Origin of the sequence: Vibrio lamellibrachiae, from assembly GCF_050337265.1 — a bacterium.
Lineage (GTDB): Bacteria > Pseudomonadota > Gammaproteobacteria > Enterobacterales > Vibrionaceae > Vibrio > Vibrio kyushuensis.
On record NZ_JAKJSU010000018.1, the window covers coordinates 1 to 21,877 of the forward strand.

Here is a 21,877-nt window from a genome sequence, read left to right on the forward strand (position 1 = left end):
GAAGATTGAAGGGGGCTGCTCCTAGTACGAGAGGACCGGAGTGGACGAACCTCTGGTGTTCGGGTTGTCACGCCAGTGGCATTGCCCGGTAGCTAAGTTCGGAATCGATAAGCGCTGAAAGCATCTAAGCGCGAAGCGAGCCCTGAGATGAGTCTTCCCTGGCACTTTAAGTGCCCTTAAGGGTTGTTCAAGACTAGAACGTTGATAGGCAGGGTGTGTAAGTGCTGTGAGGCATTGAGCTAACCTGTACTAATTGCCCGTGAGGCTTAACCATACAACACCCAAGGGGTTTTGATTGGACTCAAAGCAAGAACATATTTGAATGTGTATTAAGAACTTTTATTTTTTCTTTAAATAGAAAGCAGTTTTCCGAATTTTAGAATTTGCTTGGCGACCATAGCGTTGCGGACCCACCTGATCCCATGCCGAACTCAGAAGTGAAACGCAGTAGCGCCGATGGTAGTGTGGGGTTTCCCCATGTGAGAGTAGGACATCGCCAGGCTTTAAATATCGTTTTTAGGTCAAGACCTAAAGACAGATGGACACTTGCTTTGCAAGTATGCCACTGCGGAGTGGTAGTTCAGTTGGTTAGAATACCGGCCTGTCACGCCGGGGGTCGCGGGTTCGAGTCCCGTCCACTCCGCCACTTATTAAGAAAGCCCGATTCGAAAGAGTCGGGCTTTTTTACGTCTGCAATAAAGTGAATTACTAAATAGTTCACTTAACACTGAGTTTTCCTATTTATATATCACTCTATGCAGTGTTAATAGCCCTTATCAAGGCAGACTTCGTACTCTAATCTAAACCCGCTTTGGAAATTTAAGTAGTTCTCTTTGAATATATCCACCACTTGCGCAGGAAAACTAAGTGCAGCGATATGAGGTGTGATCGTAATTGACGGATGTTTCCAGAAAGCATGATCTTTAGCTAAAGGTTCATTGATAAACACATCTAAGAAGGCGTGGCTTATCGATTTATTTTCAATAGCCATCAGTAGCCCTTGCTCTGAAATGGTAGCCCCCCTTCCAACGTTGAATAACAGCGCACCATTACAGTGGCTTAGTGTCTTTTCGTTTAGCAAAGAATTTGTTTCTTCGGTATTAGGCAATGTGCTAACAATGATGTTTGCTCGTGAAAGTGATTGTTCTAGCTCTTGAATATGGTAAGTATCATCGAAGTTTGAGTTGTGTGGAGGAATTCCACTGCGATTTAAGCCAATAACCTTCATTCCCATTGCTTTCGCTGTATTGGCCACTTGATTACCTATAGAGCCAGTTCCTAGAATCAACATACATTTACTATTAACTGTCTCGTAGGGAATTTGTTGCCAATTCTGTTGAGATTGCTGAGCGCTGTATTGAGGGAAATGTCTGAAGTACTGTAGGGCATAGCCAATTACGTATTCTGAAATTTGTTGGCCAAATATTCCTTTCACATTGGTCAGTGTAAAATCTGTTTTTATCTCTTTAGATGTAATGGCATCAACACCGGCGTAAATAGATTGAATCCATTCAAGTGCAGGAAGTGTATCCAGTTTGGCCGCGATCTGTGGCGGCGAAGCAAGGATAATATTGGCAAGTTGAATATCATCTACGATCTCCAGATCTGGTAGACTCAAATCGACGATAAGTTCTCGGTAAGTGGCGTTGTGTTCTGTGTCTATATAGAGACTATTATTCAAATTCTTCATCGGCTTTGCTTTTTTCCCAGAGAGTAATCAAGTACACTTTCGTTGTATTTTTCTTCTGCAATAACGAGTGACCATGCTACAGAACCCAATACAAGTTCGTCTTGAAAAGTTCGAACCTTGGCAACAAATTACATTTATGGCTTGTCTTTGCGAGCGTATGTACCCTAACTATGCCACATTTTGTCAGAATACAGAATTTGCAGAAAGCCGAATCTACAGAGATATTCTCGACAGTGTCTGGGAGTTATTAACTGTTAAGAGCGCAAAAATCAATTTCGAGCGTCAACTTGAGAAGCTTGAAGAGATCATTCCAAGCTCGGAAGACTTTGACTTCTATGGTGTCTATCCGGCCATTGATGCGTGTATTGGATTGTCGACGTTATTGCACGGCTTGTTGGACCGTGATGATCTTTACGATAACATGCAAAAATTAAGTCAGGTTTCGGTAGTGACAGTAGCTCAGCTTGAAGAAGCACAAACTCAAGTTGAAATTACTAATGAAAATCAAAAAGAGAACGAAGCAGTCTGTTCTGAGTGGGATGTTCAGTGGGCGATATTTAGACCATTGAGAGAAGCGGAAGCTCGTGATATTGATTTAATTAAAGATCTGCGTCAAGAGTTGAAAGATGACGCGATCAGTAATATCGGTATTTCACTTTAGTGTGATAGTGGGAGCCTTGCTCCCACTCATTCTATTCATCTTTTTTACTGTCTATTACCCCGTGTTGTTTTTTCCATATTTCCCAACGTTCAAATGCCAGTTGCTGCATGTCGACGGCGTGATCCGCTTCATCGACAATTTCCTCGCCAATTAAATGTTCAAAAATATCTTCCAGCGTCACTATGCCTTGAATAGTGCCATACTCGTCGACAATCATTGCTAGTTGAATCCGTAATGACATCATCTGATCGAACGCTATAGGCAACGTTTGAGTGCTCAGAATAACGTGAATAGGGCGGCTGATTGCTCCTAGTCGTTTGTCTCCCGCTCCAATCTGCTGTTGCTTAAAGAGGTCTAGACGATGCACAAAGCCAATAACGTTATCCTTAGACTCGCTGTACACCAAAGGGCGAGAAAATGGGGTATCTGGATGTTTAGATAAGAAATCGTCAATAGTTAGCTCAGCACTTTCACGAAATACTACTGGGCGTGGGGTCATTATCTGAGTGATTGGTATGTTTGTTATGTTTAACAAGTTATAGAGTATCTTTGATTCGCCCTCAGCAAACTCTCCGCTCTCTTTTGCTAGGGTCGCCATAGCCGTAAGTTCATCCCTTACTTTTGGCTCTTGATAGCCTCTTGATAGGCGTTTAGTAATCTGTTCGGAAAACCAGACGAAAGGGGTTAATGCCCACACCATCCAATATAAAATAACGGCTGATAATGGAGCGAGTTGTCGCCAGTAAGTGGCCCCAATTGTTTTAGGAACTATCTCAGATAGCACCAGAATCCCAAGTGTTAGTATGGCGGAGAAAACGCCTAACCATTGACTACCAAATACGGCAGCTGCTTGAGCGCCGGCCGTAGCTGCACCAATTGTGTGTGCGATGGTATTTAAAGTCAAAATTGAAGCAAGTGGTCTATCGATATTTTGTTTTAATTTACTTAGTGCTGGTGCTGATGGATGCCCTGATTGCTTTAACTGAGCAATATAACTGGGTGTAAGACTTAACAGTACGGCCTCTAAGACCGAACAGATAAACGAAATACCGATAGCAACAGTAACGTAAGTGAAAAGTAAAAGCATGGTTTTCCTATAGGTGAATAATGCAATACTACGACAGTTTAACTGTATAAATGGTTCACATACTAACGCTATATCCTTCTATTATTTTTCATTACCTTAAGTAAACTTTCTCTTTAGACACCTATTTAGAAAGATGAATTCTGTCAATGGAAGGTCAATCTTAATAGTCACAAAGTAATCAAACACGTCCAAATTGTGAGTTATTGCTCATTATGCGGTTAAAAGTACGTCAGGAAAGCCAAAGAACACCGACAAACCTTTGCCAGACGGGGGCTTTATGCATTAGAGTGAGTTGAATTCGATAACCTATGAGAAGGGAAACCTAATGAACAAGACCCAATTAATCGACTTTATTGCTGAAAAAGCAGATCTATCAAAAGCACAAGCTAAAGCTGCTCTAGAAGCAACACTTGGTAGCGTAACAGAGGCTCTTAAAGAGGGTGACCAAGTTCAACTAATTGGTTTTGGTACGTTCAAAGTTAATCACCGTGCAGCTCGTACAGGTCGTAACCCAAAGACTGGTGCTGAGATTCAAATCGCTGCTGCAAATGTTCCTGCATTTGTTGCTGGTAAAGCACTGAAAGATTCAGTGAAATAATTTATAATACGCCGAGGTAGTCTTTATCTCGGCGTGATTTTCTATTTATGAAAAAACTTCTTTTATCCTCACTAATTTGCTCTGCCTTAATCGGGTGTTCGTCATCCGTGCCAACTCCTAACTTAGACCAGTTCTCTCATTATAGTGGCGGCCAATCAATGGGCGATGCTACTACGTTCTATTGGTACACAGAGAGACTCAGTCAGTCTTATACTGCAGGTGATTATGTTTTTGCCGGGGATTATGGCTGGTATAAAACAGATTACCGCTGGAGTGATGGTGAAGTTCGAGAGCTAATTCGTGAGGGTGAACAAATACGCCAAGATGTTGGTTTAGTACCGTATCGTATCCACGTTCGGTTCAATGTTAAAGGTGAAGCTGTTTATCAGCAGTACCGAATTGACGATAAAGTTCTACCAATTAATGAAGAGCAACTTCAGCGCTATCAAAACGAAGCGAAAACAGTGGCTGATGTTACGAAAGAGTTTGGTCGAGAAGGCATTGATCTGATCCAAGGCTATTGGGATGGTTCAACCTTCGAAAGCTGCAATGGACAAACTTATGATGGGATTGAGTTTAATCACTCGTTACCAAGCTTTGTTGTAAATCGATTAGCAAGCCTCGATAGCTATGTAGCAGTACTCGGTAAGACTCGGTCAAATAAAGTCATCATTGAAGAGCTATTAATGCTCGATACCGACAGTCACGACTGTATTGAACGGCCAAATTTAATCGAATCTAATTAATCGTTCGAAGCAACCAGAATAAAGCAAAGGCGCTAATAATAGCGCCTTTGTTGTAATTAAAGGCCAAGCTTTTGCTTAGCCAGTAATCAGCTAATTATTTAGCTTCATTTTCACGAGCTATAGCACGGTAACCGATGTCATTGCGGTGGAACATACCATTCCAGCTCACTTGCTTAGTTAGGGCGTACGCACGCTCTTGAGCTTCAGAAACGGTGTTACCTAGTGCTGTTGCACACAATACTCGTCCACCGTTTGTCACAACGTCGCCAGCTTCATTATTTGCTGTACCAGCGTGGAAGATTTTTTGCCCTTCAACATTATCTGTTGAAAGAGTAATAACATCTCCCTTTGCATAATCGGCAGGGTAGCCGCCAGCTGCTAATACAACACCGATTGATGCGCGTGGATCCCAGTGAGATTCAGCTTCATCTAGCTTCTCATTAACTGCAGCTAGACAAAGTTCTACTAAGTCTGACTCCATACGCATCATGATTGGCTGTGTTTCTGGGTCACCAAAGCGGCAGTTATATTCGATAACCTTCGGAGTACCATCTGCATCGATCATAAGGCCAGCGTACAGGAAGCCAGTATAAGGTGCGCCTTCTGCGTCCATACCACGTACTGTTGGGTAGATAACTTCCTCTAGAATACGGTTATGGATTTCAGGTGTAACAACTGGAGCAGGAGAGTATGCGCCCATGCCACCCGTGTTAGGGCCAGTATCTTTATCGCCTACACGTTTGTGGTCTTGGCTTGTTGCCATTGGAAGAACACTTGAACCATCAACCATAACAATGAAGCTTGCTTCTTCGCCTTCTAGGAACTCTTCGATAACAACGCGGCTGCCCGCTTCACCAAAGGCGTTACCTGCTAGCATGTCTTTGATAGCGTCTTCTGCTTCTTCCAATGTCATTGCAACGATGACACCTTTACCTGCGGCTAGGCCATCAGCTTTAACTACGATTGGAGCACCTTGCTCACGAACGTACGCTAGAGCAGGCTCAATCTCAGTAAAGTTAGCGTAGTAGCCCGTCGGGATGTCATGACGAGCTAGGAAATCTTTAGTGAATGCTTTAGAGCCTTCTAGTTGAGCAGCCGCCTGAGTAGGACCAAATATTGGCAGACCCGCTTCGCGGAATGCATCAACAACACCAATCACAAGGGGGGCTTCTGGGCCAACAATCGTTAGCTCAATTGCTTTCTCTTTAGCAAAGGCTACCAGTGCAGGAATATCTTCCACACCAATGCTTACATTCTCAAGTTTCGGCTCAAGTGCCGTACCTGCATTACCAGGCGCTACGAATACTGTTTCAACATCTGGGTTTTGTGCAGCTTTCCAACCAAGTGCGTGTTCACGACCGCCAGCACCAATGATTAATACGTTCATGTTCTATTCCTTAAGTTCTAAATTCTCAAAAGCCCCTCATAATGAGAGGCTTGATATTCGTCTACTGTTTAGAAGTTAACTCTAATAATTAGTGACGGAAGTGACGCATGCCAGTGAAGATCATCGCCATGCCGTGCTCATCTGCTGCAGCGATAACTTCGTCATCACGCATAGAGCCGCCAGGTTGGATAACACACTTAATGCCAGCTTCAGCTGCTGCATCAATACCATCGCGGAAAGGGAAGAAAGCATCAGATGCCATCGCACAACCTTCAACCACAAGACCTTCATCAGCAGCTTTAATACCGGCAATTTTAGCAGAGTAAACGCGGCTCATTTGGCCAGCGCCGACGCCGATAGTCATATCGCCTTTTGAGTAAACAATGGCATTAGACTTAACGTATTTAGCAACCTTCCAGCAGAATAGTGCATCTTTTAGCTCTTCTTCTGTTGGTTGACGTTTTGATACCACTTTAAGGTCAGACGCTTCAACCATACCTTGGTCACGATCTTGAACAAGTAGGCCGCCATTAACACGCTTAACATCAAAGCCTGTTGTTTTCGCTGCCCATTCGCCACACTCAAGTAGACGAAGGTTTTTCTTAGCTGCTACGATTTCTACCGCTTCAGCAGAAACAGAAGGTGCAATGATAACTTCAACGAATTGACGTTCAGTGATTGCTGTCGCTGTTGCTGCATCTAATTCACGATTAAATGCGATGATGCCGCCAAATGCTGATGTTGGGTCAGTTTTGAAAGCTCGGTCGTAAGCTTCTAGGATGTCTTTACCTAGCGCAACACCACAAGGGTTTGCGTGCTTAACGATGACACATGCTGGCTCGTCGAACTCTTTCACACACTCTAGTGCAGCGTCAGTGTCCGCGATGTTGTTGTAAGACAGTGCTTTACCTTGAATTTGAGTAGCTGTTGATACAGATGCTTCTTCAGGGTTTGCTTCTACGTAGAAAGCGGCTGCTTGGTGGCTGTTCTCACCGTAGCGCATGTCTTGTTTCTTCTCGAATTGTTGGTTGAATGTACGAGGGAATTTAGACTCTGCATCAGCCTTCTTTCCTTCTTCATCAAGCAAAGAGGCACCGTAAGATGGAACCATAGTACCGAAATAGTTAGCAATCATACCGTCGTAAGAAGCGGTGTGCTCAAATGCTGCAATAGCTAAGTCGAAACGAGTTTCTAGCGTTAGAGATTTCTTGTTTGAATCCATTTCTGCAACAACGCGATCGTAGTCATGTGCGTTAACAACTATAGCTACGTCTTTGTGGTTTTTAGCCGCAGAGCGAACCATAGTTGGACCACCGATATCGATGTTCTCAACAGCATCAGCAAGCGTACAGCCTTCTTTAGCCACAGTTTCTGCAAATGGGTATAGGTTAACGACAACCATATCGATAGGGTTGATACCGTGAGTGGCCATGATGTCGTCATCTTGACCACGACGGCCTAAAACACCACCGTGAACTTTTGGATGAAGCGTTTTTACACGACCGTCCATCATTTCTGGAAAACCAGTGTAGTCAGAAACTTCAGTTACAGAGATACCTTTTTCAGCTAGAAGGCGTGCAGTGCCACCAGTAGAAAGGATATCGACACCACGGTCACTTAGAGCTTGTGCAAACTCTACAATACCAGTTTTGTCTGACACGCTGATAAGAGCGCGACGAATAGGGCGAGCGTTATTCATGCTTCCATCTTCCTCAAATTCACGGAGTTAAAGTAGTAAAGATATTTGCCAAAATAAACCACTATTAATCCGATGTCATTGTAAACAAGCCCTAATTGGCAATGTAACAATGGATGAGGTTAAATGCTCATGCGCGGATTAGAATGTTGGTTAGCTTTGGTAAAGACCTTTAGGTGTATTATGCGCTAATAGACTCTAGATTTGATGGCGCACATTCTAACTAATTTATTACAATAAAGCTTGCGCAATCGTTTGGCATCGCAAAAATAATTGTAAAATCGACGAAAATGAACCAAATAAGTAACAAGATGGTTAATGAGGAATGTTATGTTTCAGATTGGTGAACTGGCTAAAAAGTGTCAAGTAAGCACAGACACGCTGCGTTTTTATGAGAAAAATAAATTAATTAAACCAGCAGGACGAAGCGAGTCAGGTTATCGTTTATATAGCGAAGCGAACCAGCGTCAGGTGAGTTTTATTATCAAAGCGAAGGAGCTTGGACTTAGCTTAGATGAGATTAAAGAGCTATTGGAGATAAAGCTGGAGCCAACGGAGCACAGTTGTGCTGAGGTTAAATCGATTACATCGTCAAAATTAGAGCTCATTGATGACAAAATCAATGAGCTCACTCGTATTCGTTCTGCACTTAAAAAGATCAATGACGCTTGTTGTGGTCATACTGATGACAAAGCGACGCACTGCTCTATTTTAGCCTCTCTTGAATATGACATCGTTAAGACATCATGCTCCGCAGAGGATTAGACCTTAAATAGCCCTAGATTAACTTGCAGTTGTTGACCACTTTCCATCATGTTATTACTTGCCTGCGCAACTTGTTCTGCTTGCGATGTGGTTTGAATACTATGATCTGCAATGCTAGTAAGATTCTGGCTTATCTCATCGGTTGCTAGAGTCTGCTGAGAACTCGCTTCTGCTATCTGCTCATTTAGCCCTAAGATGATATTCACCTGTTCTTCAATGGCGCTTAATGCGTCTTTTGCAAGGACGGCTTGCTCTTGAGTTTGTGAAGATTGCACTTGAGTCTGAGCCATCGATTCAGACACTTCTTTTGCTCTGCCTTGTAAGGTAGACACAATCTGTTCTATCTCGTCTGTACTTGCTTGAGTACGAGTTGCGAGTGTTCGAACTTCATCAGCAACGACAGCGAACCCTCGTCCTTGTTCACCTGCTCTGGCAGCCTCTATGGCGGCATTTAATGCCAATAGATTGGTTTGTTCAGCGATGCCTCGAATAACATCGAGTACTGTACCTACTTCCTGAGAATCTTGAGCTAGTTGATTGGTGTTTGTTTCTGTCTGACTCAACAGTGCTGAAAGTGAATCAATTTGAGTACTAGCTTGATCAATGACGCCAGCGCCTTGTGAGCCTTTGTCGCTTGCTTCTTTAGCTGCCGTCGCCGCATGTTGAGCCGCATTGGCGACCTCTTGATTACTGGCATGTAGCTCGTTCATTGCTGAAGCAACAGTATCAACGGCTTGGTGCTGTTGATTTGCTTTAGATGAACTGTCTTGTGCGACATTGTTGAGATCGACTGCCGCGTTAGTAATATTCTCACTCACAGGTGTCATGTTGAGTACGATCGTTCGGATTTTATTGGTGAATTGATTGAACGCCGTAGCAATTTGAGACAGCTCATCGTTGCCATCTTCGGCTAACTGCTTGGTTAAATCCCCGTCACCACTGGCAATTTCATTGAGTGCATCGAGGGTCTCTTGGCAAGGTGCAGAGATACTTCGGCCAATCCATAGAGCTAAAACTACCATTAGAGACAAAGAGAACACTAGAGCAATTAGAACATGTTGAATTCTTTCCCAGACGATGACTTTTATATCGTCTACATAGACTCCTGTACCAACGATCCAGCCCCAAGGTTTAAAGAGTTTAATATAGGATATTTTCCCAACATCAGTGTCTGAACCGGGTTTTGGCCACATATAATCGACATAGCCACCGCCTCCGTTAGAGCGAACGACACTAATAAACTCCATGAAGATCCGTTTACCAGTAGGGTCTTTGACTCCGGAAACATCCTTACCATTGAGTGATGGTTTAATAGGGTGCATAACCACGACTGGCTGCATGTCGTTAATCCAGAAGTAATCCTTACTTTCATATCTTAACTTTTCAACAGCACGTTTAGCTTGTTCTTGAGCATCTTCTTGGGAGAGTGCACCGGAAAGCTGTTGTTGGTGGAAGTGACTAATTAAGCTATGCGTAGACTCAACAAGATGACGAGTTTTTAGCTTTTTAGCTTCCATAAGGTCATTTTGATATTGATTAAGGACGTAACCTAGTGGGATTAGGAGCGCAATAGTCACGAGCGTAGTGAGTAGGATCAGACGTTTTTGAATCGTCAGAGTTCTTAGGCCAAAAATGTTCATAGTACACTCCATTAGGTACGTTTAATTCTTTGGCTAGCCGCTGACTATTATTGTTATTTTATCTATTCATAAATGTAGTGGAGGAAAGAAGGGTTTGGTAGCTGTATTGATAATTTAATCAAGGGGGTAAGTTGCAGTGAGAAATAAACCTGGTTGCTTAGCGTGTGATTTCAATGCATTAGAGCATGGTGTGCTAGCGTGATGAGAATGTGTAGATATAAAAAAACCGCACATTAATATGTGCGGTCTTGAAATATAATAGCGACTAACTTTCTAGTTCATGCCGTATTTTTTTAGTTTCTTGCGAAGAGTACCGCGGTTGATACCCATCATAGTTGCTGCGCGAGTTTGGTTACCACGCGTGTACTGCATGATGGTGTCGAGTAATGGCTGTTCAACTTCAGCTAGCACTAACTCATATAGTTCAGTGACTTCTTGGCCATTTAATTGAGCAAGATAGTTTTTAAGAGATGCTTTAACTGAATCACGCAGTGGTTTTTGCGCGATCTGATCTTGTGAAGTAACGGTAGTAACTGTTAAAGCTTCTGAAGTTATATTTTGTTCGAACATATTCGGTCTAGCTCTTCTCATTAATTATGATGCAACGTTATCAAAATAACCTTCCAATGCTTCAAGTTGCTGCGAGGCAGCATCGATAGCATTAAAGGTACGGCGAAACTCACTTGCTTGTTCATGCTCTTTTAGATACCACCCGACATGCTTACGAGCAATACGAGGGCCTAAAAACTCACCATAAAAATCATGGAGAGCATCTACATGGCCAAGCAGTATGCCTTTCACTACCTCGAAAGGAAGCTCAGGCATTGTGGTACCGTTTTCCAAATAGTGTAGGATTTCCTGAAAAATCCATGGGCGACCCTGGGCGGGACGACCAATCATTAAAGCGTCGGCACCGGTGTACTCCAGTACAAACTTAGCTTTTTCTGGACTATCGATATCGCCGTTAGCAATAACCGGAATCGAGATAGCTTGTTTTGCCGCTTTAATGTGTTCATATTCGGCCTCACCTTTGTACATACAAGCGCGAGTTCTCCCATGGAGTGCTATTGCTTGTATGCCGCAGTCTTCGGCTAATTTAGCGATTTGGACACAGTTGCGACTCTCTGTATCCCAGCCAGTACGGGTCTTTAGTGTTACAGGAACATCTACTGCGTTCACTACTGCGGTTAGAATCTCTTTGATGAGTTCAGGGTGCTGTAGTAAAGCAGATCCGGCTAGCTTCTTATTCACTTTTTTAGCTGGACAACCCATGTTGATATCGATGATTTGCGCACCGTTCTCAACATTAAATTGTGCAGCTTCCGCCATAAGTTGTGGATCAGCGCCCGCAATCTGTACTGAACGAATGCCCGATTCGCCCTCATGTACCATGCGTTGCATTGATTTGGACGTTTTCCATAGTTTCGGGTTAGAGGACATCATTTCACTGACCGCCATTCCCGCACCATAGCGAAGGCATAACTCTCGAAACGGTCTATCAGTAACTCCAGCCATAGGAGCGACGATAAGATTGTTCTTAAGTTGATGATTTCCTATTTTCAAAACGTCTTCACAGTATTACAGCAGTAAGGGCGCGCATTTTACGCATTTTTTCGCTGCGTGAAAAGACTAATATTTGAGCATTTACAATTTGTTTATGCAAAATGCATGAAATTCAGACAATTAAGCCCAAAAAGTCTTATTCAGCCTGTTTAGAACCCGATACGCGACACCATTCATCAATCTCTTTGATTGGGTCAATGTTGAATTCATCACGGTAATAGGTCGCGACATCCTCTGCTTGAGTGTCTAAAACACCAGACATAGCGAGCATACCTGACGGTTTTACTAGGCCTTTAATGATAGGCGATAGCTCACGTAGTGGTGCTGCTAGAATGTTGGCAACCAAGACATCAGCGAGAAGCCCTTCAGGTTGGTCTTGCGGCAAGTAGACTTCTAATTGGTCAACAACGCCATTACGCTGGGCGTTGTCTTTTGAGGCAAGTAAAGCTTGAGGATCGATATCAATACCGACAACTTTTTTAGCGCCAAGTTTGATAGCTGCAATCGCTAAGATGCCTGAACCACAACCAAAATCGATCACTGTTTTATCCGTAAGATCGATCCCTTCCAACCACTCTAGACATAAAGCCGTCGTTGGGTGAGTGCCAGTACCAAAGGCAAGGCCAGGGTCGAGCATGACATTGATGGCATCAGGCTCTGGAACTTCACGCCAGCTTGGGCAAATCCATAGTCGTTCGCCAAACTTCATTGGGTGAAAGTTATCCATCCACTCACGTTCCCAATCTTTATCTTCCAGCTGTTCAATTTTGTAAGCAAAGTTAGCGTCAAGCAAGTTGCTAAGCTTAATTTGCTCTAGGACAAACTGTGTATCAGCTTCAGCATCAAAGAGTGCAAGAACATCAATGTCACCCCAAAGGCGTGTTTCACCGGGGAGCGGCTCAAAAATAGGTGTGTCGCGAGCATCTAAAAACGTCACCGATAGTGCGCCAGCAGCTTCCATTAGCATGTCGCTAATCGTTTCAGCATTGTCTTTAGTGGCATTGAGTTTGATTTGAATCCAAGGCATGAGTTGTACTCTTACTATGTTTGAAGATAGGAATGGCGCTGAGTTTAGCAGATATCTGACGATTTTATAGCCATAAACAAAAATGCTCACCGAAGTGAGCATTTTGACTGTGCTGAGGCTAAATGACCCCGCTTAGTGTTCAATCTTATTGAAGACCAAGTTTCTTCTCAAGGTAGTGGATGTTAGCGCCACCGTGTTGGAAGTTCTCGTCGTTCATGATTGATTCTTGCAGTGTTACGTTCACTTTGATGCCTTCGATGATCATTTCACTCAATGCATTTTTCATGCGAGCAATAGCAACATCGCGGTTTTCACCAAAGGTGATCAGTTTACCAATCATTGAGTCGTAATGAGGCGGTACTGTGTAACCTGTGTAGATGTGAGATTCCCAACGAACACCCATGCCACCAGGAGCATGGAAACGAGTGATCTTACCTGGAGACGGTAGGAAACGCTCTGGATCTTCAGCATTGATACGACATTCAATAGCGTGGCCGCTTAGTCTAATGTCGTCTTGCGTGAATGACAGAGGTTGACCGGCAGCAACACGAAGTTGCTCTTTGATAAGATCAACACCAGTTACCATTTCCGTTACTGGGTGCTCTACTTGAATACGAGTGTTCATTTCGATGAAGTAGAATTCGCCATTTTCGTATAGGAATTCAAACGTACCTGCACCGCGATAGCCAATTTCAAGACAAGCGCGTGTACAACGTTCACCGATGTATTTACGCATCTCTTCAGTGATACCCGGAGCCGGAGCTTCCTCAACCACTTTTTGGTGACGACGTTGCATTGAACAGTCACGCTCACCAAGGTGAATTGCGCCACCTTGACCATCAGCAATGATCTGAACTTCAACGTGACGAGGGTTTTCTAGGAATTTTTCCATGTAAACCACGTCATTGTTGAAACATGCTTTTGCTTCAGCACGAGTCATAGCAATCGCTTCAACAAGATCAGCTTCGCTGCGAACAACACGCATACCGCGGCCACCACCGCCACCAGAGGCTTTGATGATTACTGGGAAGCCAATACGTTTAGCGTGAGCTTTATTCTTAGCATCATCGTCATCAAGTGGGCCATCAGAGCCAGGTACACAAGGAACGCCTGCTTTCTTCATTGAAGTGATCGCAGACACTTTGTCACCCATGATACGGATAGTTTCCGCTTTAGGGCCAACAAAGATGAATCCACTGCGCTCAACTTGCTCAGCGAAATCAGCATTCTCTGATAAGAAGCCGTAGCCAGGGTGGATAGCAACCGCACCGGTGACTTCTGCTGCAGAAATAATGCGAGGGATATTTAGGTAGCTATCGATACCGCGCGCAGGACCGATACATACCGTTTCGTCTGCAAGTAGTACGTGTTTTAGATCGCGGTCAGCTGTTGAGTGAACAGCAACTGTCTTAATACCTAACTCTTTACATGCGCGAAGGATACGAAGTGCAATTTCACCTCGGTTCGCGATGACTAATTTATCTAACATGAGAGACTGCCTCTATTATTCGATAACAACAAGTGCTTGGTCGAACTCAACCGGTTGGCCATCTTCAACTAGAATTGCAGTAACAACACCAGATTTATCAGCTTCAATTTGGTTCATCATTTTCATTGCTTCAACGATACAGATTGTATCGCCAGCATTAACTTGTTGACCCACTTTAACGAATGGTTTTGCATCAGGGCTTGGAGCGCCGTAGAAAGTACCAACCATTGGAGAAAGAACTTGGTGACCAGATACAACTTCTGGCGCAGCTTCAGTTGCAGCGGCTACAGGAGCGGCAACAGGTGCAGCTACAGGAGCGGCCATTGGCGCTGCTGCGTATTGAACTGGAGCTGGTGCGCCAGTGTGGTTACGACTGATTCGTACTGACTCTTCACCTTCAGAGATCTCTAGCTCAGCAATGCCAGATTCTTCAACTAACTCAATAAGCTTTTTGATTTTGCGAATATCCATTTTTCTTTCTCTTTATCTTGTGAATAAGACAGCTCCCATAGAGCTGTAGAGTGTTCGTTTACTTTAAAAGTAATTACGTTACTTTCACGGCTAATTAGTTATTTCGGTTGCTAATTACTTAGCTTGCAAATGCTTAATCGCAGCCGTCAAAGCGAATTCATAACCTTGCGCGCCTAAACCACAGATGACGCCTTCAGCTTTATCTGAAAGGTAAGAGTGGTGACGGAAAGGTTCACGTGCATGAACGTTTGATAAATGCACTTCAATAAATGGGATAGCGACACCGAGGAGAGCATCGCGTAATGCAACACTGGTGTGCGTAAAAGCTGCGGGATTTATAATAATAAAATCCACTTTACCAAAGGCATTATGAATGGTTTCGAGCAGCTCGTACTCTCGATTCGACTGTAGATGTTGTAACTCAACCTGAGCATCAGATGCTTGTTGAGTTAAGGTGTCAATGATCTGAGCTAGCGTTTGAGAACCGTAATGTGCTGGCTCTCGTAACCCCAAAAGATTAATATTTGGACCGTTTAGGACTAGAATGCGTGATTTTGCAGTCATTGTGTTGCCATCTTCCTATATCGTGTGACGAATCTTAATGTTCCCATATTATCAGAGAATCAGCATGAGATTTATGTCAAAAAATCACGGTTCTTTGAAATTAGACCAAGATTATAGCGAATTCAGCGCAAATCGCAGCAATTTACTGGTCTTATCACCTAGTTGTAACGACTAATTCTGTAACCGAGTTAACAAAAATGGCGATAACCACTCTCTATCTATGGTCAAATTTTGAGGTTATACGCATAAAAAAACCGCCACAGGAGTGACGGCTTTATCAGTTAGATGTTTTAAACGTATTGTTTTGCTTACTGCAATCTCGTTAATTTATGCAACTAAAGAGACTGTGTATCGACTTTAAGCAAGCTCGGCTTTTTCAGCGATTAGCTTGTCAACAACACTTGGGTCTGCGAGCGTTGAAGTATCACCCAAATTGCTGGTATCTCCAGTGGCAATCTTACGTAGGATACGACGCATGATCTTACCTGAACGCGTTTTTGGTAGAGAGTCTGTCCAGTGGAGCACATCTGGCGTTGCAATTGGGCCAATCTCTTTACGTACCCAGTCTTTGACTTCTTTATGAAGCTCAGCTGACGGGAACTCACCATCATTTAATGTGATGTAAGCGTAGATTGCTTGGCCTTTAATATCGTGAGGAATCCCTACGATAGCCGCTTCTGCAATCTTACTGTGCGCAACGAGTGCTGATTCAACTTCGGCTGTCCCCATGCGGTGCCCTGATACGTTCAGTACGTCATCAACACGGCCTGTGATCCAGTAATAGCCATCTTCATCACGGCGGGCACCATCACTTGTGAAGTACATGCCTTTGAAGGTAGAGAAGTAGGTTTGTTCAAAGCGATCGTGGTCACCATAAACGGTTCGCATTTGGCCTGGCCAAGAATCAAGGATGACTAGGTTACCTTCGGCAGCACCTTCAATGATATTACCCATGTTGTCGACAAGTGCGGGTTGAACACCAAAGAATGGACGAGTAGCTGACCCCGGTTTTAGATCGGTTGCTCCTGGTAGAGGTGCTATCAAAATACCGCCAGTCTCAGTTTGCCACCAAGTATCAACGATAGGCGATTTCTCATTACCAATGGTTTTGTAGTACCACTCCCACGCTTCTGGGTTAATAGGTTCACCAACAGAGCCCATAATGCGAAGGCTCGAACGTGATGTACCATCAACCGCTTCTGTGCCTTTCGCCATAAGAGCACGAATTGCGGTAGGTGCAGTATAAAGAATATTGACTTGGTGCTTATCAACCACTTCACTCATACGGCTTGTGTTTGGATAATTAGGCACGCCTTCAAACAAGATCGTTTTCGCGCCGTTTGCCAGAGGACCATAGATAAGGTAAGTATGACCAGTGATCCAACCCACATCAGCCGTACACCAGAAGGTTTCGCCTTGTTGATAATCAAAGACGTATTTGAAGGTCATGGTTGCGTAGACAAGGTAGCCGCCAGTTGTGTGCAATACGCCTTTTGGTTTACCTGTTGACCCCGAGGTGTAGAGAATAAATAGTGGGTCTTCTGCTTTCATCTCTTCTGGTGGGCAATCTGCAGACACGGTTGCCGTTGCTTCGTGCCACCAAACGTCACGATGGTCGTGCCATTCAATATCGCCACCGGTACGTTTGAATACGATGACTTTTTCAATGTTTTTAACTTCAGGGTTTGTTAGCGCTTCATCGACATTTTTCTTAAGTGGAACAGCGCGACCACCACGAACGCCTTCATCGGCTGTGATGACAATTTTTGAATCTGAATCGATGATACGACCTGATAGTGCTTCTGGAGAGAACCCACCAAATACAACTGTGTGTACGGCGCCAATACGGGTACAAGCGAGCATCGCGACAGCAGCTTCAGGTACCATCGGCATGTAAAGACAAACCACATCGCCTTTACGAACGCCTTGCTCTTTTAAAGCGTTAGAGAATAAGCACACTTCTTTGTGCAGCTCATTGAAGGTCAGTGTTTTATCATCGGCAGGGTCGTCGCCTTCCCAAATGATAGCCACTTCATCACCGCGGTCAGCGAGGTGGCGGTCAATACAGTTTGCAGAAACGTTAAGTGTACCGTCTTCAAACCAGCGAATATCAACATGGCCAGTATCAAATGAAGTGCTTTTAACTTGAGTGAATGGTTTGATCCAATCAACGATTTTTCCATGTTCCGCCCAGAACCCTTCAGGGTTAGAGACCGATTGTTGGTACATGGCTAGGTAAGTGTCATTATCCGCGTGAGTCGTTGCTTTAATGTGTTCTTTTACCGGATAAATATGGGCTTCACTCATTGCTTCTCTCCTTGCGCCTATGATGTTGTGAGCAGGACAAATTTCCACTTTGTTATTGAATAGTTGAGCTAGGTTGGAAAGTTTGTATGCCTATCACTTTCCGCCACCTTGCTCATTTTCACAATTAGACTTTAGGATGAGAGAAGGGTTTTATCTTATTTGATAACGACTTAAGTTGATAAATTGAGATGTCAGTCGAGAGATTAACGTTGATGATATGGGGAAGTGAACGAAGGTAGATCACCTTTTGTTAGCCGAACAAAGACCAGAGCAGCAGAAATAGCGTCTTGCAGAGCGTCATGCTTGCCTTGTATTGGAAGATCTAAATGCTTGCAGATAGCCTCTAAGCTGAGATCGAAATAGGCGTTGGGTAAATGGCGCTCAAGCTTATCATGATAAATCTGGCTTACTTCAATAAGTGGATTTGGCAGAGGAAAGCCTAGCTGTTTACGACAAGCAATATCGAGGATCTTTTTATCATATCGAATGTGATAACCGACTAAAGGGCGATTACCAATGAAATTGAGCAGTTGCAGTAGTGCTTCTTTTTCTCCGATACCATCAAGCAAATCTTGATGTCGAATCTTATGGATTTTGACTGAACCTGAGTCCAGTGATTGCGGAGCTCTAAGCCTCACCTCGAATGGCTGGCTGGTAATGATGCGATTATCAATGATTTTGGTTGCAGCAATGGTCACAAGCTCAGCTCGGTGAGGATCGAGGCTGGTGGTTTCGCAGTCGAGTGACACAAATTCCCCTTTTTGAGGCGAGCGGAATAGGGACCGGTAGGGCGATCCTTTTAATTTGTAATGCCAGTATTTACGAATCAACCAATTCATTTAAGACCTCTCACTCCTTTATGCTTTCAATATATTTAATACGTTGGTGGTAGCTAGTCTCTAATTTGATAGTGATAGCCCAGCAGCTGCTTAAATTTCTTTACTACATGAAGGCTGTGACGTAGCAAATCTCGCTCTGTTCTATCGAGCTGTTTGAGCTCAATATTATTTGAATTGTGGCGCTGTGAGAGTTGCTGTGACAGGCGCAGCTTGAAGAACAGCTTGAGCGCTTCACTGAGATTATCTGCAGTTTCTGGTTCTAAAATACGCTTAGCTTGGAGTTCATTAATTCGATCAAAGGTATTTTTCTCACTCAACGCATATTCAAGTGAAAGCGTTCGAATGCCGTGTACGATGGGGAAAATGCCCCCTCGCTTAATATCTAAGCCTTCTTTGTTTCGCTTTACGTTACCAAATAGGGTTAGCGGAATAGAGAACTGCAAAGCGGGGCGAGTAAACTCTTGTAGAACTAACATCTTATTTTTCATTAAGCCGTGTAAGTGCTCACTCACGCTGGTAAGTAGGTCTCGGTTTCCCGCAACGGCATGGGCATCGGCTATGATTGCGAGATCCATGACGTGCTCGGGTTTAGCGCCTTGAATCCAGCGACTCACGGTATCTTTCCACTGCTGTTGAGTCTTGACCCATTTGGGGTTGTTCACCATAACGTCACCTGGACATAAAGGGTAACCGAGCTGCTGTAATGTATGAGTAAGCTCATCCATCACACTTTGGCAGTTTTCCCACTCAAGCCCGTCTTTGATAATGAGCGCGTTGTCTTGATCGGTTTTTAAAATTTGTTCGCCACGCCCCTCTGAACCTAGCACTATTAAACAACAGTGATCATGAAGCGCTGGTGGCACGACTAACTCAAACGCTTTTTCGATGATCTGTTCATTGACTGCGGCAATGAGTTCCATGATAAATCTGGTGCGAATACCATTGCCTAATAAGCTTTCGACTAATTGCCTCTGCTTGTTTGAAGCCAGTGCTAATTCTTCAACACTCGAGGCTCTGGCTATACTAAGGGTGAGTACGTGTGAATGGGTAGAGAAGGCACTGAGGATCTGGGTCATATCGAGCATACCCACTGCATCTTTACCATCACAGACCATCACTCGCTTCATCTTATTCCGTGTCATGGTGATCATAGCGTTAAATAGGAAGTCACCATCGTCGATATGAAGAACGGGAAATGTCGCTATTTTTCCAATCTCAGTATCTAAAGTTTGGTTCTCTAGCATCACGGCATGAAGCATGTTGGTTCTAGTTACGATGGCATATGGAAGTTCGTTTGGGCTATTGCTTAAACGAGCATCATTATCGGATAGTCTAACCAATGCTGAGTCAACACCGCTCTCTTTTAGTTGAAGTGTCACCTCATTAAGAGGCTGTTCAGGCTTTAGGATCATCGGTGGGTGATAGATCGATTGGTCGACTTTAGTCAGTATGAATTCGGCAAGGTTTTGCTGCTGCTGCGCAGCTTCAATAAGGATTTGGCGGTTTTTTAGATTATTATCAAAGTAAGCGGCAAATTGCCCGTTGGCTTCATACAGTTCAATAAAGACCGCTTTTGGTAGCAAGTATGACAGCGTATCTTCTAATGCAATGTATTGATGGCGAACCTCACCTTCAAATAGTGCTCTGACATCAAACATGTCATCGTTGGCATAGTGCGCATAGATTTCGGAGGTGTCGATTGAGCGCTCTTCAACAGCCCCTTTGATTAATATATTAAGGTGCTGACACGGCTGGTCTGGCTGTAAAATGATGTCTTTGTCGCGGTAATAAGCAACATCCAGAGACGAGCGTAGTTGATGCTGCTGTTTGTCCGTTAAGCGATCAAAAGGTGGAGATTGCATATTAAACTTGTCTGGCATCACCATTCCTCTTGGTAAATTTCGTACCTACCAGTGTGACAACTTTCACCAGTACCTCCAGACGACTTTGGTCTAATAATCACTAAAGCAAAAGATCATTTTGTCGGTTTTTAAAGCGGAAATGTGTAAAGCGGCTTTCTTCCCTTTTTAATTAAATGATCTAGGTCCATAATAGCCGCGCTTGCACTTTTGCCATGTTTTAGGAGCACTCGATGCTAACCCCATCTCCCTATGGCTGGATCTCCCAGTACTTTCTCGGTTTCTTTTTTGCTTACGGTGTTTATCTTCCGTTCTGGGCTCTTTGGTTTGAAGAGCAGGGCGTTTCTGCAACCGATATCGGTCTCCTAGTGGGTATTGGTTTCGCGACACGATGTGTGGCTAATCTTGTCATTACGCCTCGGATTCATAAAGCCGAACACCTCTTACCCGCGCTTCGGTGGCTCAGTTTTGCGGCTTTCTTATTTATTGGCTTCCACTTCTTTACCGGTGGTGACTTCTGGTTGATGGTGCTGGCAACGGTTCTATTTAATCTCTGTTGCGGTCCGATAGTCCCTCTGTCTGATGCTCTGGCTAACTACTATGCTCGTCTGAAAATGTTGGACTATGGGAGAACACGATTATGGGGCTCTATTGCCTTTATTGGCGGTTCTACGGTTGTAGGCTATCTGGTGTCGCTGTACGGCAGTGACATGATTCTATACACCGCTTTAGCTGGAGTGCTTTTTTCACTGCTGATTTCAATGCGTAGCATCAGCACCATGCCGGTGACACAAAGCAAGCAGCATGTTGAGCGCCCGAAAGTGTCTCAACTATTACGTGAATGGCCTGTAGTTAAGTTCTTAACGCTTATTGCTCTGATCCAAGGTAGTCATGCTGCCTACTACAGTTTCAGTGCCATATATTGGCGAGATGCAGGTTACTCTGCCGATATTATTGGCTACTTATGGAGCTTGGGTGTTGTTGCTGAGGTGATGGTGTTTGCCTTTAGTAAGCGCATTTTTTCAGGTTGGACACTCCGAGCACTCTTTGTGACGGCATCTATTGGTGTGATGGTTCGTTGGGGGATGACGGCTTCAACGACGGATCTTTCAGCGTTGGTACTGATTCAACTGCTGCACGGTGTGACCTTCGCGATGGCGCACATTGCCGCAATTCAATATATACAGCAGGAAGAAGAGCATAAAATGGTGGCACTGCAGGCGCTGTATAATGCTATTCCACTTGGTGCTGTTATCGCTCTAATCACCACATTAAGTGGCTGGGGTTACGATAATTGGGGCGCTAATGTTTTCTGGGCAATGTCGCTAATGGGGGCATTGGCTCTGTTTGTGAAAGTAGAACCCAGAGCATCCAAGATCACCGATGTTAATAAAGCCGAGCCCAAAGCACAGAATTAGACTCAATTGATTGAGATTACAGCAGTTACTTAGTTAAATAGAACCTCTCCCTGTGGAGAGGTTTTTTTAT

At 44.0% G+C, this 21,877-nt stretch carries 19 protein-coding genes, 1 tRNA gene and 2 rRNA genes; 8 read left to right on the forward strand and 14 right to left on the reverse strand.

What is annotated here, in order from left to right; translation table 11 throughout:
- The 3 genes from L4C54_RS22520 to L4C54_RS22530 all read left to right on the forward strand — a co-directional run.
- A 23S ribosomal RNA gene (locus tag L4C54_RS22520) occupies nucleotides 1–274 on the forward strand; the annotation flags it as partial.
- A gap of 112 nt (nucleotides 275–386) precedes the next feature.
- Nucleotides 387–502: ribosomal RNA gene (gene rrf, locus L4C54_RS22525) — 5S ribosomal RNA — on the forward strand.
- 67 nt (nucleotides 503–569) lie between these two features.
- Nucleotides 570–646 (forward strand) — tRNA-Asp (locus L4C54_RS22530).
- A 117-nt stretch (nucleotides 647–763) separates the two neighbouring features.
- Here the strand turns inward: L4C54_RS22530 and L4C54_RS22535 are convergent.
- Nucleotides 764–1,690, reverse strand: coding sequence for a D-2-hydroxyacid dehydrogenase (locus tag L4C54_RS22535; RefSeq protein WP_428809875.1), 927 nt, complete (start codon nucleotides 1,688–1,690; stop codon nucleotides 764–766).
- Nucleotides 1,691–1,763: 73 nt separating this feature from the next.
- Here L4C54_RS22535 and L4C54_RS22540 point away from each other — a divergent pair, with 73 nt between their 5' ends.
- Nucleotides 1,764–2,351: a YjaG family protein gene (locus L4C54_RS22540; protein WP_428809876.1), complete on the forward strand. Its 588-nt coding sequence runs from the start codon at nucleotides 1,764–1,766 to the stop codon at nucleotides 2,349–2,351.
- 31 nt (nucleotides 2,352–2,382) lie between these two features.
- On the opposite strand, the gene L4C54_RS22545 is transcribed toward L4C54_RS22540, so the two are convergent.
- Complete coding sequence (locus L4C54_RS22545) at nucleotides 2,383–3,438, reverse strand: CNNM domain-containing protein (protein WP_428809877.1); 1,056 nt, start codon at nucleotides 3,436–3,438, stop codon at nucleotides 2,383–2,385.
- 325 nt (nucleotides 3,439–3,763) lie between these two features.
- On the opposite strand from L4C54_RS22545, the gene hupA reads away from it, so the two are divergent.
- Nucleotides 3,764–4,036 carry a nucleoid-associated protein HU-alpha gene (hupA, locus tag L4C54_RS22550; protein WP_428803943.1) on the forward strand — a complete coding sequence of 91 codons (273 nt, stop codon included), beginning with the start codon at nucleotides 3,764–3,766 and terminating at the stop codon, nucleotides 4,034–4,036.
- Nucleotides 4,037–4,083: 47 nt separating this feature from the next.
- Entirely contained in the window at nucleotides 4,084–4,782 is a 699-nt protein-coding gene (locus L4C54_RS22555; RefSeq protein WP_428809878.1) for a DUF1481 domain-containing protein, read from the forward strand.
- Between the two features lie 94 nt (nucleotides 4,783–4,876).
- Here L4C54_RS22555 and purD read toward each other — a convergent pair whose 3' ends face one another.
- Nucleotides 4,877–6,169 (reverse strand): phosphoribosylamine--glycine ligase, encoded by a 1,293-nt coding sequence (purD, locus tag L4C54_RS22560; RefSeq protein ID WP_428809879.1) that lies wholly within the window; start codon nucleotides 6,167–6,169, stop codon nucleotides 4,877–4,879.
- A gap of 88 nt (nucleotides 6,170–6,257) precedes the next feature.
- Nucleotides 6,258–7,868: a bifunctional phosphoribosylaminoimidazolecarboxamide formyltransferase/IMP cyclohydrolase gene (gene purH / locus L4C54_RS22565; RefSeq protein WP_428809880.1), complete on the reverse strand. Its 1,611-nt coding sequence runs from the start codon at nucleotides 7,866–7,868 to the stop codon at nucleotides 6,258–6,260.
- A 327-nt stretch (nucleotides 7,869–8,195) separates the two neighbouring features.
- Here purH and zntR point away from each other — a divergent pair, with 327 nt between their 5' ends.
- The gene (gene zntR / locus L4C54_RS22570; RefSeq protein ID WP_428809881.1) at nucleotides 8,196–8,630 is read left to right on the forward strand and encodes a Zn(2+)-responsive transcriptional regulator; all 435 of its coding nucleotides are present in this window, start codon (nucleotides 8,196–8,198) and stop codon (nucleotides 8,628–8,630) included.
- Here the strand turns inward: zntR and L4C54_RS22575 are convergent.
- From L4C54_RS22575 to L4C54_RS22620, 10 genes are all read right to left on the reverse strand, one after another.
- Nucleotides 8,627–10,270: a methyl-accepting chemotaxis protein gene (locus L4C54_RS22575; RefSeq protein ID WP_428809882.1), complete on the reverse strand. Its 1,644-nt coding sequence runs from the start codon at nucleotides 10,268–10,270 to the stop codon at nucleotides 8,627–8,629. The two genes, zntR and L4C54_RS22575, sit on opposite strands and share 4 nt — an antisense overlap.
- 273 nt (nucleotides 10,271–10,543) lie before the next feature.
- The gene (gene fis / locus L4C54_RS22580; RefSeq protein WP_017035697.1) at nucleotides 10,544–10,840 is read right to left on the reverse strand and encodes a DNA-binding transcriptional regulator Fis; all 297 of its coding nucleotides are present in this window, start codon (nucleotides 10,838–10,840) and stop codon (nucleotides 10,544–10,546) included.
- A 24-nt stretch (nucleotides 10,841–10,864) separates the two neighbouring features.
- Entirely contained in the window at nucleotides 10,865–11,833 is a 969-nt protein-coding gene (dusB, locus tag L4C54_RS22585; RefSeq protein ID WP_428809883.1) for a tRNA dihydrouridine synthase DusB, read from the reverse strand.
- Nucleotides 11,834–11,969: 136 nt separating this feature from the next.
- Nucleotides 11,970–12,860, reverse strand: a complete 891-nt coding sequence (gene prmA / locus L4C54_RS22590; RefSeq protein ID WP_428809884.1) for a 50S ribosomal protein L11 methyltransferase — start codon at nucleotides 12,858–12,860, stop codon at nucleotides 11,970–11,972.
- A 145-nt stretch (nucleotides 12,861–13,005) separates the two neighbouring features.
- Complete coding sequence (accC, locus tag L4C54_RS22595) at nucleotides 13,006–14,349, reverse strand: acetyl-CoA carboxylase biotin carboxylase subunit (RefSeq protein WP_428803935.1); 1,344 nt, start codon at nucleotides 14,347–14,349, stop codon at nucleotides 13,006–13,008.
- Nucleotides 14,350–14,364: 15 nt separating this feature from the next.
- Nucleotides 14,365–14,820, reverse strand: coding sequence for an acetyl-CoA carboxylase biotin carboxyl carrier protein (gene accB, locus L4C54_RS22600; protein ID WP_428809885.1), 456 nt, complete (start codon nucleotides 14,818–14,820; stop codon nucleotides 14,365–14,367).
- Nucleotides 14,821–14,934: 114 nt separating this feature from the next.
- Entirely contained in the window at nucleotides 14,935–15,384 is a 450-nt protein-coding gene (aroQ, locus tag L4C54_RS22605) for a type II 3-dehydroquinate dehydratase (RefSeq protein WP_428803933.1), read from the reverse strand.
- A 357-nt stretch (nucleotides 15,385–15,741) separates the two neighbouring features.
- Nucleotides 15,742–17,691 (reverse strand): acetate--CoA ligase, encoded by a 1,950-nt coding sequence (acs, locus tag L4C54_RS22610; RefSeq protein WP_428809886.1) that lies wholly within the window; start codon nucleotides 17,689–17,691, stop codon nucleotides 15,742–15,744.
- A 203-nt stretch (nucleotides 17,692–17,894) separates the two neighbouring features.
- Entirely contained in the window at nucleotides 17,895–18,530 is a 636-nt protein-coding gene (locus L4C54_RS22615; RefSeq protein WP_428809887.1) for a 3'-5' exonuclease, read from the reverse strand.
- A 53-nt stretch (nucleotides 18,531–18,583) separates the two neighbouring features.
- Nucleotides 18,584–20,410: a DUF294 nucleotidyltransferase-like domain-containing protein gene (locus L4C54_RS22620; RefSeq protein WP_428809888.1), complete on the reverse strand. Its 1,827-nt coding sequence runs from the start codon at nucleotides 20,408–20,410 to the stop codon at nucleotides 18,584–18,586.
- A gap of 212 nt (nucleotides 20,411–20,622) precedes the next feature.
- Between L4C54_RS22620 and L4C54_RS22625 the strand changes: the two genes are divergently transcribed.
- Nucleotides 20,623–21,807: a 3-phenylpropionate MFS transporter gene (locus L4C54_RS22625; RefSeq protein WP_428809889.1), complete on the forward strand. Its 1,185-nt coding sequence runs from the start codon at nucleotides 20,623–20,625 to the stop codon at nucleotides 21,805–21,807.
- The last annotated feature ends 70 nt before the right edge of the window (nucleotides 21,808–21,877 follow it).